Here is a 14155-nt window from a genome sequence, read left to right as displayed (position 1 = left end):
TTCTAAACGAACCTGTTCTCCGGGCAAGCCGGTATTTAATAGAATCTATTTTCTCAGTTCCAGAGAAAAGTAGATAATTGGATGATTACTATTCTCTTGTTTTGAATAATCGATTTATCTTCTGTCCTAGCAAGGCAGACAAGTACCTCTACGTCTTGTAACCGAAAGTAACTCCTTGCCTCAAACTCCCAGGAACGTCACCTATACTCTATGCTGAAGGGAAGATACTTTTATCGCCCTAAATGACCTCACGATCTGTTGCTTTTATCGAGCAAATTCTGCAAAACCAAAGAAGTTGAGGCAAGCATCAATTGAAATTCTTGTATTCTCTTGACAGAAAATTATTCTCATATAGGAATATATTCAAGAAGTTTTTTTGCCCACGCAAATCAGGCGAATGCATATGTCACCAGCGAAATCGGACAATTCGGTGCCTAAATCCCGGCTATTGGAATTCTATGAACAGATGCTTCTGGTAAGGGAGGCAGAGAACCGGCTAAGCAAATTGTTTGCGGATGGTGAGGTTCCGGGATTTATCCATCTAAGCGTAGGACAGGAGGCCGTGTGTGTTGGCGTGACCTCGGCGCTTAAGAGGGAAGATACACTTGCTTCCAATCATCGGGGGCATGGGCATGCCCTTTCCAAGGGGGTAGAATTAAACAGCTTCTTTCTGGAGATTATGGGCAAGGAAGAAGGGATTTGCGGCGGCCGGGGCGGATCGATGCATGTGGCGGATATGTCTGTCGGGATGCTTGGGGCGAATGGCATTGTCGGTGCCGGTATTCCACTCGCGGTGGGTAGTGCCCTTGCGCATCAGGTGCGGGAAAATGGGGCGATAGCCGCCGCCTTTTTCGGGGATGGAGCGCTGGCAGAGGGCGTGCTGCATGAATCTTTTAATCTCGCGGCGCTCTGGAAGTTGCCCATTCTCTTTGTGTGTGAAAACAATGGCTGGTCGGAATTCTCTCCGACGGACCGTCAGTTTGGCGCCAATGTGAGGGAACTCGCCGGGGTGTTCGGAATTCCTTCAGATTACGTAGATGGAGATGACGTGCTCGATGTCCATGACGCGGCATCCGATCTTGTAACCGCGATCCGCGCGGGTGAGGGTCCGCGCGTTCTGGAATGCGTCACCCACCGGGTGAGAGGGCATTTTGAGGGAGACTCCCAGAAATATCGCGCGGAAGATGAGATGAATTCGCTGTCCAATCATGATCCGATTGCGAAACTTGAATCCGTCATATCGAAGCGACGCATTCCTAAGAAAGAAGTTGCGGCAATCCGGGAGAAAATTGACGCCAAGATCAATGCGGCGGTGGAGGCTGGTCGCGCCGGCAACGCCCCGGATTTTGACCGGGCGCAGGCGGATGTCTACACCGCAGTGAGAGGGGGTTGAAATGGCGGAAGTCAGATTTGCAAAGGCCGTAAACATGGCCCTTGATGACGCACTGGCAACTGATCCGACAGTTATCCTCTTCGGTGAAGATGTGGCGGAAGCAGGTGGTCCCTTCGGTGTAACGCGCGGCCTGCTGGAGAAATATGGTGATCGCCGGGTACGGGACACGCCAATCTCTGAGGCAACCATTGTCGGTGCGGCCGTTGGTGCAGCGATGAGCGGATTGAAGCCGGTCGTCGAGATCATGTTCATGGATTTTGTCGCCATCGCGATGGACGCGATAGTCAATCAGGCGGCGAAGGCGCGCTTCATGTTTGGCGGGCAATGCTCGGTTCCGATGGTGCTGCGCACACCTCATGGGGGCGGTGTAAATGCAGGCCCGCAACATTCGCAGTGTCTGGAGGCATGGTTCGCGCATATCCCAGGTCTCAAGGTTGTCGTGCCCAGCAATCCGTCCGATGCCAACCGTCTATTGAAAGCGGCGATCGCCGATCCGGATCCGGTCGTGTTTGTCGAGAACAAGGCGATGTATTCCCAGAAAGGGGAGTTTGACGAAAGTGGTGAACCGATCGAGATTGGCAAGGCCCATGTGGCACGACCGGGGGACGATGTCACAATTGTCAGCTATGGCGCCGCCGTGAACACGGCTTTGCGGGCCGCCGAAACACTGGCATCGCGGAATATTTCTGTTGAGGTGGTTGATTTGCGATCCATACAGCCTTGGGATGAAGCGGCGGTTCTAGCCTCTCTCTCACGGACGCACCGTCTCGTCGTCCTACATGAAGCGGTCACCGCCTTTGGCGTCGGGGCGGAGATTGTCGCGCGCATGTCGGATATCGGGTTCGATGAACTGGATGCCCCGATCAAGCGAGTCGGTGCCCCCTTTATGCCAACACCTTTTGCGAAGTCCCTTGAAAGCCAATACCTGCCGAATGCGGAAGACGTGATCACCGCTGTTGAGCAGGTGCTCGCCTAAGCCGGAGATAAAAATGACTGAAAACGCTATCCTAATCGAGCAGGACGGACCTGTTGCAACCCTGACCATCAACCGCCCGGAGACGCTCAATGCTCTGGATGTGCCAACCCTGCTGGAGATGGAGAAGGCGCTAACAAAACTGGAAAATGACGATAGTGTGCGGGTGATCGTGTTCACCGGTGCCGGCGATCGCGCCTTTGTCGCTGGCGGGGATATCAGCGATCTCAACTCGCGGGAAGGGCTCGCCCATTATGAGGAATTTGCCGAGATCATCCATCGGGTTTTTCGCCGGATCGAAAGCTGTGACAAGCCGACAATCGCTGCCGTAAACGGCTGGGCGCTTGGCGGAGGAACAGAACTGATCCTGGCGCTGGATATCAGGATCCTTTCCGATAAGTCGAAACTGGGCCTGCCGGAAATCACGCTGGGACTGTTTCCCGGCGCGGGTGGAACGCAGCGGATCATCCGGCAGATTCCGCTTTGCCGCGCGAAGGAAATTATGTTCACCGGGGATCGCATCGACCCGGAGGAGGCTGTTAGTCTCGGCCTCGCCAACAAAGTAGTTCCGGCGGATCAATTGATGGATCATGTGAAGGAACTGGCGGAGAAGATTGCCCATAAATCGCCGCTCGTCCTCAAGCTGCTGAAACGCGGCTTGCTGAATGGCGCGGATATGCCACTTTCCGCGGCCCTGCCGTATGAACATAGCCTGATCGGGCTCGTGCTGGATTCCAAAGACGCCCATGAAGGATGCAGCGCGTTTCTTGAAAAACGGCCGGCGAGCTTCGAAGGAAAGTAAACATGTCACAAGTGACCAACCTGAACATGCCGAAGCTCGGGCTGACCATGACGGAGGGGACAGTCTCTGAATGGATTGTTTCATCGGGGGCCAGCTTCAAGAAGGGTGATATTGTTCTGGTTGTTGAAACGGAAAAAATAGCGAATGAGATCGAGGCGCCCGCCGATGGTGTCTTGCATGACATCCTTGTAGAGGTGGGGGAAACCGTAGCGGTCGGGACGCCGCTTGCGAAATGGGATGTCGGCGCTGACGTAATGTCCGAGGCCGCAGCCGAAGCAGTGGAAGCCGCTGCAACGACGCCCGAACCCGCAAAGGAAATTGCAGCCGCTACTACTTCCATAGAGGTGACAAAAATCACGGCGCGTGGAGTAGAAAGCAAGCGTATTATCGCGACGCCACTTGCCAGACGCATTGCCCGCCAGAATGACATTGACCTGGCGGACATTTCAGGTTCCGGCCCCAAAGGACGGATCAAGGCAGAGGATGTGCACGCCGCAATAGCGGGCGGCACGTCCCGCGCTGCGCAAAGTTCCGGCGTGACGGTTACGTCACCTGATGTCCTCCCAGACCGTCGCGCCGCGACCTCCTATGAGACTGCGGCCGCCCGCCGACTGACCGAGGCGAAGCGCGATACGCCGCATTTCTACCTCTCGACAGAGGTGGATGCGGCCGCGCTGCTCGCACTGCGTCAGCAGTTGAACGCCGACAATGAGGGGCTGCGGATCAGTGTGAACCATCTGATCATCGCGGCGGTAGCCCGCGCGCTTCAGGAAAATGAGACTGCCAACTGCGTATGGCGCGATGGCGAGATTATGACCTACGGCACCACCGATATCGGGATGGCGGTCAATACAGAGAAGGGCCTCTTCGCCCCGGTTTTGAAGAATATCGGGAACTTTGGCATTGCTTCCATCGCCGAGGCAGCGAGGGAACTTGCGGAGCGGGCGCGGAGTGGCCAGCTCTCCTCCGATGATCTGAGTGGTGGTGCGGCAACGATTTCAAACGCGGGGATGTTCGACGTCACCTATATGGGATCGATCATTAATCCGGGCCAATCCTCCATTCTGGGCGTGGGAAGCATTCGCGAAATCTTCCGGCCCGATGAAGACGGGCAGCCTGAGTTGAAACAGGAAATGGGGCTGGTGCTGTCCTGTGATCACCGAATTTTCGATGGCGTCAGCGGGCTTACATTTTTGAATTCCATAAAAGCAAATCTGGAAAAACCGCTCCGGTTGCTGGTCAACTAGAATAAGGGACAAAGAGATGGACTTTCGTTTAACCGACGAGCAGAAAATGATCGCCAACACCGCCTATCAGGTGGGCGCAGAATTCGGTGTTGATTACTGGCGCGCGCAGGATGCGAAAAAAGAATTCCCGAAAGAGCTTTGGCAGGCGGTTTGTGATGCGGGCCTCGCCGGTGTTGCCCTGCCGGAGGAGTATGGCGGTGCAGGCGCGGGAATGCTTGAAATGGCGTTGATTGTTGAAAATCTGTCGGCAAGCGGTGGTGGATCGACACTCGGCCAGCTGTTTATGATCAATCCCATCTTTGGCGGGGTTACGATTTCCAAATATGGCACGGACAAGATGAAGCGGGAGCTTCTACCCAAGCTGATTTCGGGGGAGATCAACTTCTGCATGGCCCTGACGGAAGCGCGGGCGGGAAGTAACAGTCTGGAGCTAAAAACCTTCGCGCGCGAGGATGGCGACGGCTGGCGGCTGAATGGGGAAAAACTCTGGATCACTGCAGTTGATAATGCGCAGAAAATGCTGGTGATCGCCCGGACCAAGAAAGTGGAAGATGTCCAGAAGAGAACGGAAGGCCTTTCCATGTTCATGATCGATGTCGAGCGGGATGGCCTGACCTATCACCCCATCGATAAAGTTGGAACCAAGACTCTTTCTTCCTGCTCCGTCTTTTTTGATGATGTCCGTATCGAGCCAGAGGAACTTGTTGGCACCTTGCATGGTGGTTGGAAAGAGTTGCTTGATACGCTCAATACCGAGCGGATCGTGACGACAGCAGGACTCGTGGGCGCGGGTGATCTTGCACTGCGCCTGGCGATTGACTATGCGAACGAACGGAAAGTCTTTGGTGACAAGCCAGTCAGTGCTTATCAGGGAATCCAGTTCCCACTCGCTCAAGCAAAGGCAGAAATCGAATGCGCCCGGCTGATGAACTACAAGGCGGCGGCGCAATTCGATATCGGGGAGCCTTTCGGAAGCGAGGCAAATGCGGCGAAACTGATCGCGGCGCAGGCGGTGGCATCGGCAACCGAAAAGGCGATGCAGGCCATGGGCGGTATGGGTTACGCGACGGAATCGCATCTGGAGCGGCTGTGGCGGGATGCGCGATTGTTCCGTTTCGCGCCGGTATCCGAGGAAATGATCCTTAATTTTATTGCCGTGCATGACCTCGGGATGCCACGCTCCTACTAAGACAAATAATATGACGTCGAGGCGATAGTGATGATCAATCTCAGCAGTTTCCTGAAATATCATGCAGAGCGGTGGCCTGATAAAATCGCCATTGTCTATGAGGATCGCCGCATCAGCTATGCCGAGCTATGGCAACATGTCCGACAACTCGCGCGCTATATGACAGAGCAGGGGATCGGACGCGGGGATGTCGTGGCAGCATTCATGAAGAATAGCCCGGCTTTTTTGGAAATCTCCTTCGCAAGCAGCTATCTGGGGGCGGTCTTCCTGCCCATAAACTACCGGCTCGCGACTGATGAGATTGCTTATATCGTCGGAAATGCCGAGGCCTCAATCCTTTTCGGGGATGAGGAGTTCGCGGATATTCTCAAACTTGATGTGCCGGTCCGGCTTCTGGATGAAGAGATGCAGAAAGATATTTCCATCCTGACGGGGTGGGGGAGGCTATTCCCCCGCAAGCCTATGTGAAGCCCGATGATCTGTTCCGGCTCATGTATACTTCCGGGACGACGGATCGACCGAAAGGCGTGATGCATAGCTACCAGAATTTCTACTGGAAAAGCATGGAACATGTGGTCGTCCTCGGTCTCAGCCGGGAGACCCGTTTGCTCGTCACCGGTCCGCTATATCATGTTGGGGCTTATGATCTTCCAGGTGTGGCGGTTCTTTGGCTCGGTGGAATGTTGAAAATCCATCGGGAATATGATCCGCTTGAGGTCCTCGCCGGGATTGAAGCGGAAAAACTCAACGGGGCTTGGCTTGCGCCGGTCATGCTCTCCGGTATTCTGGGGCATCCCGAGCGAGAGAAGTATGAGGTGAGCAGTCTTGAGTGGTGCATCGGTGGCGGCGAGAAAACGCCGGAAGGCCGTATCCGGGAGTTTCAGGATTATTTCAAAAACGGGCGTTATATCGATGCTTATGGCCTCACGGAATCCTGCAGCGGTGATACCTTTATGGAGCCGGGCTGGGAGATAAAGAAAATCGGCTCGACTGGACGGGCAACACCACATGTCTCCATCCGTATCACGGATGAGGAAGGGGCCTCCCTGAATGCCGGGGAGGAGGGGGAAATCTGCCTCCTCGGGCCGAAGGTGGCGGAAGGGTATTGGAAAGATCCGGATAAGACAGCCGAGACGCGACATGGCGACTGGTTCCGGACAGGGGATGTCGGCTATCTTGATGACGACGGGTTCCTCTATCTGACTGATCGTATGAAGGACATGATCATTTCCGGCGGTGAAAACATTGCCTCCTCCGAGATTGAGCGGGTCATCTATCAGATGCCGGGCGTTCTCGAAACGGCAGTCATCGGCATACCTGATTCCCGTTGGGGGGAAGTGCCAATCGCAGTGGTTGTGATGGAGAATGAGGAAAAACTGAACGAGCAGGAATTGGAAGCACACTGCAGAGAACATCTTGCAGGTTTTAAGGTGCCAAAACATTTTATCTTGAGAGAGACCTTACCACGGAATCCTTCAGGCAAGATTTTGAAACGTGTTTTGCGGGACCAAATTTCAGTTTGCAGCCTTGTAAATGGAAAGTGAGACATTGTTGCAAGAAAACAGTTTGATGGGTATTCGCACAGCATTGTCAGATAAAAATAGCTTGTCCCCAATATATGGATTCTTAATCTCTCTGTATGACAGGACATAATCCATTTCGCTATTTTAAGACCTCACCTGAGATCATCCGCTTGGCGGTGATGATGTATGTCAGTTTTCCTCTTTCACTTCGCAATGTCGAAGACCTTCTTCATGAGCGCGGCATCGATATCTGTCATGAAACAGTATGCTATTGGTGGGGCAGATTTGGCCCACTGTTCGTCGGCGAACTCCGTAAGAAGCGGACCCATCCGTTTCACAGTTACTCAAATTGGAAATGGCATCTCGATGAGGTCATTGTAAAGATAAATGGAGAGACACATTACCTTTGGCGTGCCGTTGACCACGAGGGGGAAGTGCTGGAAGCCTATGTTTCTAAACGCCGCGATCGCAAAGCAGCAATGGTTTTTCTTAAGAAACTTATGAAACGGTATGGACGCCCGCGCAAAATAGTGACGGATAAATTACGTTCATATCGTGCCGCAATGAAAACCATCGAAAATGCTGAGATACAAGAAGTCGGGCGGTGGAAGAACAATCGCTGTGAAAACTCCCATCTCCCGTTCCAACAAAGAGGGCAGGCGATGCTGCAATTCAGGCGCCGGTGTTGTTTGCAGAAATTTGCCTCAATCCACGCATCAGCCCATAACCACTTCAACCTTGAGCGCCACTTAGCCAACCGAGAAAAATTCAAGCTTCAGAGAAATGCCGCACGGGCCCAGTGGCAGCAACTTAGCGCGGTATAATGGAGGCACTTTTGTGCTATTCTACGTCATACAGAGACGAGGTCGCATTAGTCTGACAGCACCTCTTTTCCCCCTGCCAGGTCATGCTTTTTTTGAAGGCACAGTTCCGGCGTTTGCTCGGCAACTCAATTCAGTTTCTTGCTTGAAGACAACGCCCACAACCGTTCAATTTCGGTACGGCTTCTCTCTATCGAGCGGTGTAGTTTTACTGATAAACTTGTTTCCTGGTCGTAAGAGCTAATTCGTATCAACCTCCCGTCTTTAAGTTCGTTTTTAATGCCGATCGAAGGGAGCCATGCGACGCCAAGACCTTCAACACATGCAGCCTTTAAAGCTTCCGATACCGAGTTTTCATATCGAAACTCCGCATATTCAGTGAGGTTTGATTTTTCGAGAACATAGCTCGTAACACGACCTAACAGGCTTTCCGCAGTATAGGCCAGGTAAGGAAAATTCCCCCACTGTTGATGGTATGTTTCGGGTTTCCAGCTGCATCTGGTGCACTAACAGCAATCAGTCGGTCTTCAGCCAGTTTAATCGAGGGATAACGGTCATCGTCGAACGTGGTGGGCACGATAGAATGCTGGTAACACAGCATGAAGTCGCTGGAATCCGAGAGAAGTGATCTCGACACAACTGGAAAAATTCTCAGCATTAATCCGAACTTTCAGTGCCCCCAGGGAGCGCTCGATTTCGGATATCCAGACTGGATAATAGGATATTGCGAGAGTATGAAGCGCGACAATGTCGATGATTTCACCATGTCGTGATGCCAGATCCCGTGCTTCTTCCTTGGCTATCGAAAGTGATTTTATCACTTCATGAGCCGTTGGCTTGAACACTTCTCCGGCAGGGGTAAGCCGAACGGGATGTACGCTTCGATCAAACAATGGTGTCCCAATCCAGTACTCAAGGTTCTTAATTCGGCGTGTGAAGGCCGGCTGACTTACATTGCGCGCCTCCGCTGCACGGGAAAAAATCCTGAGGGATGACAATGCCAAAAAATCTTCAAGCCAGGCCAATTCCATGCTGTTCTCCATTTTTACGTTGTAACGGTAAACCAGATTTCAGGAATTACATGATGCAAATGTTGCATAGCCCTTGCGGTTTTTGCAATGGAAAGAGTTCGACTATTATGCGTTTATATTATTGCTTTCGCATGAAGTGACGTGTTCAATAGCGATTATCATTCGCATTCGATTGTTTGGGAGAAGGATAAAAAATACGACAAATTCCAATTGAAAATATTGAGTTCGTTTAATTGGTAGATAGTGGCGTGCGTTAAGAAAAATTTGTGGAGAATTAAACCGCATAGATTCTCAAAATTTGCGTAATTGTTGCGGATATAAACTAGGGAGACTGAATCAATGAAGACAACTATCAAATGCATCATTGGCACTTTATGCTTGGGCGCAGCCGCCCTTTCAGGTCAGGTCGCGAATGCAGAGGCGCTGGATGACATCAAAGCGGCAGGCGTAATAAAAGTTGGCGTGAAAGCCGATTACAAGCCGTATGGCTTTTTGGATTCTTCCGGTGCGTCCATTGGAATCGAACCAGAACTCGCACAAGATGTTGCAGACAAACTCGGTGTGGAAATTGAATTTGTGCCAGTTGTCAGCTCAAACCGGATGCAATTCCTCGAGCAGGGCAAGATCGACCTCATGATTGCCACGATGACGGATAAGCCAGATCGCCGGAAGGTCGTCGGCATTGTTGATCCAAATTATTATTCATCAGGTACAAATATCCTGGCACCCAAAAAATATGGCTTTAAGAAATGGGAAGATTTGAACGGTAAGCCTGTTTGCGGTATCCAAGGCGCTTTTTATAATAAGCGGACATCCGAAAATTACGGTGCGACAATCGTCGCCTTTAAAGGCACAGCGGAAGCCTATGCAGCATTGCAGGCAGGTAGCTGTGTCGCGTTTGTCTATGATGATTCTGCGATCGTTGCGAAAGCCAAGGAAGCTGGCTTCGAAGAATATGAGATGCCTTTGCCAACCATTGATGATGCCCCATGGGGCCTGGCGGTTCCGTTGGGCGAAGAAAAATTCAAGGACTTCATGAGCGAAATGACGATCGACTGGCACAAGTCAGGCCGCATTCTGGAGCTTGAGACAAAATGGGGCGTTGCCAACACGCCATTCGCCATAGCAATGCACGAAAAGTACAAATAGGCTGCACATTCCTCCCAAGGTGTTGCGTCGTAGGGCGCAACACCCACCATTTGTGAATTCGGTAATACCCAGGGGCAGGTAATATGCAGGAATATTTTGAATGGTTCCGGATCCTTTATGAAGAGACGGGGATAAACCTTCCCTTCTTATATGATTCCTATGACCGTAACCGGATGTTCCAAGGCTTTCTGATGACGATTAAATTATCCGTCGTCTGTCTTTTCTTCTCGGTCATCATCGGCATTATCGGCGCCTGGCTGCAAGGCTCCTCACTTAAATGGACGCGCCGAATTGTCGATGCCTATATTCAGCTGTTTAGAAATACGCCGCCGTTGGTCCAGCTCTATTTCTTCTATTTTGCCATCGGTTCGTTAATGCCGAAAGTCGCGACGGAGTGGGGGCGAAGCGCCGCTTCTGGGTAATTTTGCATGGGCCGTGATTTCGCTTTCCTTTTTTGCCGGTGCCTTCAACGTGGAAATTTTTCGGTCCGGTATCGAAGCTGTTCCTAACTCCACGGTTGAGGCGGCGGAAGCCTTGGGGTTTTCCAAATTTCAAATTTATAAAGACATTACTCTGCCGCTTGCCTTCCGGGTGTGTCTTCCCTCCCTCAACAACAATCTCGTAAACCTAGTGAAAACGACCACGCTTGCATATGCGATTGCTGTGCCGGAAATGCTGTATGAGGCTAATCAAATCTGGTCGGACAATGTTAATGTTACCGAAATGATGCTGTTCTTGCTGTTTGCCTATTTCATTCTCGTCGGGGCGTTGGTGTGGTGCACGAACCGGTGGGAACGGGCTTTAAGAATTCCGGGGTATGGATCATGAGAACAACGACTCTGAAATCTGTCCTGCCTGTATTACTGCCTGCCAAGGCTAAATCAGGCAGTTTATTCAGTTTCCGATTGAAGCTGTGGCACGGGATTATCCTGCTTTGCATTTGCCTGCTGACCTCGACAGCCGGATTTGCGCAATCGGATCCGATCAAAGCGTCCGTATTCGAAATTCTACTACGTTGGATGCCGTTGTTACTGACGGCATTTATTTTCAACATCGCCATTTCCATGCTGGCAATGGGGATTGGTACAGCGGCGGGAACCGTTCTTGGTCTTGGCCAGATCTCTCCGAACGCTGGGTTGCGCAAGTTCTGCTGGTTTATCACTCAATTCTTCCGCAACTCACCTTGGTTGGTTCTATTGTTTTTTGCGATGTTCCTTCTGCCTTTCGAATTTAGCATTGGCGGAATAGATATTCCGCTCCCTGACTGGCTGAAGGCAACGATTGGTCTGTCATTGCCGGTTATGGCCAATATGTCGGAGATTGTCCGGGGGCGGTCAATTCATTGCCAAGTGGACAATGGGAGGCTGCGGAAAGCCTTGCTTATTCGCGTCGGCAGACCCTGTGGCTGGTTATATTGCCCCAATGTGTAAAACGCATGCTGCCGCCCTGGATGAACCTTTATTCCATATTGACGATGGCTACTGTACTTGCCTCGGTGGTTGGTGTTTCAGAGGTGATGACGACCACGGGTCGGGCTTTGGCGTCCGAAGGAGGCCGCCCGGATCTGCTTGCTCCTTTTTACTCATTCGTGCTCCTGATTTTCTTCATCTACTGCTATCCGATCGCGCGGTGGACAGTTTATTTGGAAAAGAAATTTGCGGTGAAAGGTTAGAATTTGATGACTTGGACAATAAACGAACCCATGGTTTCCATCCGTGATGTCTATAAGTCCTTTGGAGCCTTTGAAGTACTCAAAGGCATTTCGCTCGATGTCATGAAAGGTGAAGTTATCTGCATCATAGGGCCTTCCGGTTCCGGAAAATCCACACTTATACGCTGCATCAATGCCCTCAATGATATTCAGAAGGGCTCCATACTGGTTGAGGGACAGGAAGTAAATGACCCCAAGCTGGATAAACTGGAGCTTCGAAAGAAAGTTGGCATGGTTTTCCAGCAGTATAATCTTTTCCCTCATAAAACGGCCTTACAAAATATCATGATGGCGCCTGTCAGGGTGCTGAAACAGGATAAGGCAGAAGTTGAAAAAATTGCACGGGAACTGATTAGAAAGGTACGCCTCGAGGGGAAAGAAGACGCCTATCCGGGAGAACTATCCGGTGGGCAGCAACAGCGCGTTGCGATTGCCCGTTCGTTGGCCATGAATCCGGATGTTATCCTGTTCGATGAAGTGACAGCGGCTCTCGACCCGGAAACTGTTGGCGAGGTTCTGCAAACGATCAAGCTTTTAGCGGAAGAAGGGATGACGTGTATTCTTGTAACGCATGAAATGGCCTTTGCGCGTGAAGTTGCGGACCACATCTATTTTACGGATCGTGGTGTCATTGTTGAGCACGGTCCACCGGAGACTTTTTTCTCCGAGGCCAAGGATCCGAGAACGAAAGAGTTTCTAAGTCAGATTTTATAATCCCTGAAATTCCTGATTCAAATTGGAAAAGCCAAATTGCGGAGGCTTTTGGTAACATCGTCGCTTAAGACAGCCCGCGATAAGTTGCTCTTCTTACGGAGATGAAGTTTAAGATGACATCTGGCAGGCACTTAAAGCTGGGCATTGTTGGAGGACTAGGTGCGCGCGCGGGTGCTGACATTCTCAATCAAATAGTTCGGCTGACGCCTATCAGATCTGAAGGGGATCATCGAGAGATCTCCTTCGAACAAAAGCCGCTGATGGAAAGTATCTCCGCCGCAGACAAAGATTATGTCCCGACCCACCGCAAGTTCTATGTGTATGATACCCTGGCCCGCATGGAAAAAAACATGTGCGATGCTGCGCTTTTGCCATGTTTCATCACTCACACCTTTATCGAAGAATTGCGCGTGGAACTCGGAATTAAGCTAATTTCCATGATGGAAGCCATTGGCGAGTATATTCACGATCATTATTCCGGGGTTCATCGAATAGGTGTTCTGACAACACCTTATGTACGAGATAAAAGACTCTTTGATAATTTGTTGGGGCCGCAAATTGAGGTGATCTATCCTGATAAGGAAGCCCAATCGGAAATGCTGCAAGCCATCTATGGCACGGCGGGTTTTAAGGCCGGTCACAGCGGAAATGAAGTAAATGACCGCATTGCAAATGTTATTGCCAATCTTGTAAAAAATGATGCTGAAATCATCGTCCCGGGTATGACGGAAATACCCTTGATGAATATTAATATGAGTCGCCACAGGAACATTCCGCTCATCAACACCAACGAAGTCTATGCGCAATTCGCGTTGAGCCAAACTTCTGAAGTATATGGCAAACCGTTCAAGATCGGAATTGTCGGAGGTGTTGGACCCGCCGCGACAATAGATTTCATGTCCAAGCTCATTGCTGCGACTGAAGCGGAGCGCGATCAGGATCACATCAAACTTATGGTCGAGCAAAACCCGCAGATTCCAGATCGGACGTCTAATCTATTATCAGACGGGACGGATCCCACTCTCGCGCTGTATTCCACCTGCAAAAAACTGGAAAGTGGTGGCGCGGATATAATCGCAATTCCCTGCAATACTGCGCATGCGTATGTCGATCGCATTCAGCGTCATTTGAATATACCAATTGTCAATATTCTGACGGAAACCGTCGACCATATTCGCAAGAGTCATCCGAAAATACGAAAGGTTGGGATTTTGGCGACATCAGGAACGATCGCTAGCTGTCTCTATCAGGAAGCTCTTCGCGCCGAAAATCTGGTGCCGGTCGTTCTTCAGTCAGATGTCCAGGCGAAGGTTATGGATGCGATTTACGGTGAGATGGGCGTCAAGGCGGGACATAGAGAAGGTCTATGTCGGCAGCATATGATCGAAGCCATTTCGGCACTTGCGGATAATGGTGCCGAAGCTGTCATCATGGGTTGCACGGAACTACCACTCATCGCGCCCGAACAATGCGATACTCAATCTCTAATACTTTTTGATCCAACCCAAATTCTCGCTCGAAAATGCGTCGATTTTTCTGGAAAGCAAAAACTCCCGGCTTTGTAAAAAGAAAATGGCTTGTTGTCCTATTATTCATTTTCTA

Annotated in this window: 12 protein-coding genes and 2 pseudogenes; 13 read left to right on the top strand and 1 reads right to left on the bottom strand. The window is 51.0% G+C overall.

All coding sequences use genetic code 11. The features are described from left to right. Positions 1–403 precede the first annotated feature (403 nt). From AC0L73_RS08445 to AC0L73_RS08415, 7 genes and pseudogenes are all read left to right on the top strand, one after another. Positions 404–1393 carry a thiamine pyrophosphate-dependent dehydrogenase E1 component subunit alpha gene (locus tag AC0L73_RS08445; protein ID WP_473655322.1) on the top strand — a complete coding sequence of 330 codons (990 nt, stop codon included), beginning with the start codon at positions 404–406 and terminating at the stop codon, positions 1391–1393. Position 1394: 1 nt separating this feature from the next. Next, positions 1395–2369 (top strand): alpha-ketoacid dehydrogenase subunit beta, encoded by a 975-nt coding sequence (locus AC0L73_RS08440; protein WP_473655321.1) that lies wholly within the window; start codon positions 1395–1397, stop codon positions 2367–2369. A gap of 13 nt (positions 2370–2382) precedes the next feature. Next, positions 2383–3168 carry an enoyl-CoA hydratase/isomerase family protein gene (locus tag AC0L73_RS08435; RefSeq protein ID WP_473655320.1) on the top strand — a complete coding sequence of 262 codons (786 nt, stop codon included), beginning with the start codon at positions 2383–2385 and terminating at the stop codon, positions 3166–3168. 2 nt (positions 3169–3170) lie between these two features. After that, entirely contained in the window at positions 3171–4415 is a 1245-nt protein-coding gene (locus tag AC0L73_RS08430; RefSeq protein ID WP_473655319.1) for a dihydrolipoamide acetyltransferase family protein, read from the top strand. Positions 4416–4431: 16 nt separating this feature from the next. Beyond that, positions 4432–5604, top strand: coding sequence for an acyl-CoA dehydrogenase family protein (locus tag AC0L73_RS08425; protein WP_227952453.1), 1173 nt, complete (start codon positions 4432–4434; stop codon positions 5602–5604). A gap of 30 nt (positions 5605–5634) precedes the next feature. Further along, positions 5635–7148, top strand: a pseudogene (locus AC0L73_RS08420) (AMP-binding protein). A 95-nt stretch (positions 7149–7243) separates the two neighbouring features. Further along, positions 7244–7951 carry an IS6 family transposase gene (locus AC0L73_RS08415; protein ID WP_473655318.1) on the top strand — a complete coding sequence of 236 codons (708 nt, stop codon included), beginning with the start codon at positions 7244–7246 and terminating at the stop codon, positions 7949–7951. Between the two features lie 551 nt (positions 7952–8502). Here the strand turns inward: AC0L73_RS08415 and AC0L73_RS08410 are convergent. Continuing rightward, positions 8503–8979, bottom strand: a complete 477-nt coding sequence (locus AC0L73_RS08410; protein ID WP_473655317.1) for a LysR family transcriptional regulator — start codon at positions 8977–8979, stop codon at positions 8503–8505. A gap of 339 nt (positions 8980–9318) precedes the next feature. On the opposite strand from AC0L73_RS08410, the gene AC0L73_RS08405 reads away from it, so the two are divergent. The 6 genes and pseudogenes from AC0L73_RS08405 (at position 9319) to cuyB (ending at position 14118) form a co-directional block, all read left to right on the top strand. Next, positions 9319–10128, top strand: a complete 810-nt coding sequence (locus tag AC0L73_RS08405) for a transporter substrate-binding domain-containing protein (RefSeq protein WP_227952457.1) — start codon at positions 9319–9321, stop codon at positions 10126–10128. A gap of 83 nt (positions 10129–10211) precedes the next feature. Beyond that, positions 10212–10956, top strand: a pseudogene (locus tag AC0L73_RS08400) (amino acid ABC transporter permease). After that, positions 10953–11558: an ABC transporter permease subunit gene (locus AC0L73_RS08395; RefSeq protein WP_473655316.1), complete on the top strand. Its 606-nt coding sequence runs from the start codon at positions 10953–10955 to the stop codon at positions 11556–11558. The pseudogene AC0L73_RS08400 and the gene AC0L73_RS08395 overlap by 4 nt, the downstream one beginning before the upstream one ends. Then, positions 11471–11800: an ABC transporter permease subunit gene (locus AC0L73_RS08390; protein ID WP_473655315.1), complete on the top strand. Its 330-nt coding sequence runs from the start codon at positions 11471–11473 to the stop codon at positions 11798–11800. The genes AC0L73_RS08395 and AC0L73_RS08390 overlap by 88 nt, the downstream gene beginning before the upstream one ends. A 6-nt stretch (positions 11801–11806) precedes the next feature. Further along, positions 11807–12553 carry an amino acid ABC transporter ATP-binding protein gene (locus tag AC0L73_RS08385; RefSeq protein WP_321576150.1) on the top strand — a complete coding sequence of 249 codons (747 nt, stop codon included), beginning with the start codon at positions 11807–11809 and terminating at the stop codon, positions 12551–12553. A gap of 113 nt (positions 12554–12666) precedes the next feature. Beyond that, positions 12667–14118, top strand: coding sequence for a cysteate racemase (gene cuyB / locus AC0L73_RS08380; protein WP_473655314.1), 1452 nt, complete (start codon positions 12667–12669; stop codon positions 14116–14118). The last annotated feature ends 37 nt before the right edge of the window (positions 14119–14155 follow it).

Source organism: Sneathiella sp. D3-11 (genome assembly GCF_055809395.1).
Note: the sequence above shows the minus strand (reverse complement) of the source record. Positions and strands in the feature narration are given on the sequence as shown.

Bases quoted from the DNA above. Each gene is read 5' to 3' on its own strand.
- AC0L73_RS08395 (WP_473655316.1), top strand. From the start codon at position 10,953: ATGAGAACAACGACTCTGAAATCTGTCCTGCCTGTATTACTGCCTGCC.
- cuyB (WP_473655314.1), top strand. From the start codon at position 12,667: ATGACATCTGGCAGGCACTTAAAGCTGGGCATTGTTGGAGGACTAGGT.
- AC0L73_RS08415 (WP_473655318.1), top strand. From the start codon at position 7,244: ATGACAGGACATAATCCATTTCGCTATTTTAAGACCTCACCTGAGATC.
- AC0L73_RS08435 (WP_473655320.1), top strand. From the start codon at position 2,383: ATGACTGAAAACGCTATCCTAATCGAGCAGGACGGACCTGTTGCAACC.
- AC0L73_RS08405 (WP_227952457.1), top strand. From the start codon at position 9,319: ATGAAGACAACTATCAAATGCATCATTGGCACTTTATGCTTGGGCGCA.
- AC0L73_RS08385 (WP_321576150.1), top strand. From the start codon at position 11,807: ATGACTTGGACAATAAACGAACCCATGGTTTCCATCCGTGATGTCTAT.
- AC0L73_RS08445 (WP_473655322.1), top strand. From the start codon at position 404: ATGTCACCAGCGAAATCGGACAATTCGGTGCCTAAATCCCGGCTATTG.
- AC0L73_RS08440 (WP_473655321.1), top strand. From the start codon at position 1,395: ATGGCGGAAGTCAGATTTGCAAAGGCCGTAAACATGGCCCTTGATGAC.
- AC0L73_RS08430 (WP_473655319.1), top strand. From the start codon at position 3,171: ATGTCACAAGTGACCAACCTGAACATGCCGAAGCTCGGGCTGACCATG.
- AC0L73_RS08425 (WP_227952453.1), top strand. From the start codon at position 4,432: ATGGACTTTCGTTTAACCGACGAGCAGAAAATGATCGCCAACACCGCC.
- AC0L73_RS08410 (WP_473655317.1), bottom strand. From the start codon at position 8,979: ATGGAATTGGCCTGGCTTGAAGATTTTTTGGCATTGTCATCCCTCAGG.